Source organism: Gaetbulibacter sp. PBL-D1 (genome assembly GCF_050509525.1).
GTDB classification, from domain to species: domain Bacteria; phylum Bacteroidota; class Bacteroidia; order Flavobacteriales; family Flavobacteriaceae; genus Gaetbulibacter_B; species Gaetbulibacter_B jejuensis.
This window is the reverse complement of record NZ_JBNWKB010000036.1, coordinates 1-740: the sequence shown is the minus strand read 5'-3', so window position 1 is coordinate 740 and position 740 is coordinate 1. Positions and strand designations below refer to the sequence as shown.

Annotated in this window: 1 protein-coding gene; it reads left to right on the top strand. The window is 38.1% G+C overall.

Features of this window, described 5'->3' with window-relative positions; translation table 11 throughout:
• The coding region (locus ACQ0RB_RS15670; RefSeq protein WP_430499631.1) for an immunoglobulin-like domain-containing protein at positions 1-740 on the top strand (740 nt) is incomplete at both ends.

Genomic DNA, 740 nt, shown 5'->3' with positions numbered 1-740 from the left:
TCAACAAGAATGCGTGTGTCTATGAAATATAATGGAGTTCCAACTGCATGTGAGTCGTTTACCTATGGTGAAGTTGAAGATTATACAGTTGTGATTCAAGGTTCAGGACCAGATACAGTTGCGCCTGTTATAACACTTAATGGAGCTTCAGCAATTAATTTAGTTGAGGGTTCAACATATAGTGAGTTAGGAGCTACTGCTACTGATAATGTTGATGGCGATATTACAGCAAATATTGTTATTGGAGGAGATGTGGTAAATACAAGTTCTGTTGGTACTTATGTAGTAACGTATAATGTTAGTGATGCTGCAGGTAATGCCGCTGCAGAAGTTACTAGAACTGTTACTGTAACCGAAGCACCTGATGGCTGTTCAGGAGGAATTTCGTCTTTCCCTTATACCGAAGGGTTTGAAAATACTTTAGGTGCATGGACACAATCAACTAGCGATGATGTTGATTGGACAGTAGATGCAAATGGAACACCATCAAGCAATACAGGACCTTCAAGCGCTTTCCAAGGATCTTACTATGTGTATGTTGAGGCTTCTAGCCCTAATTATCCAAATCAACGAGCAATATTAAATTCTCCTTGTTTTGACTTAAGTAGTTTATCTGATGCTACGTTTAGTTTTAAATATCATATGTATGGAGCTGCTGATATGGGAACTCTTGATTTAGAAATTAGTACTGATAGTGGAAATTCTTGGAGTAGTATTTGGAATCAATCAGGAAACCAAGG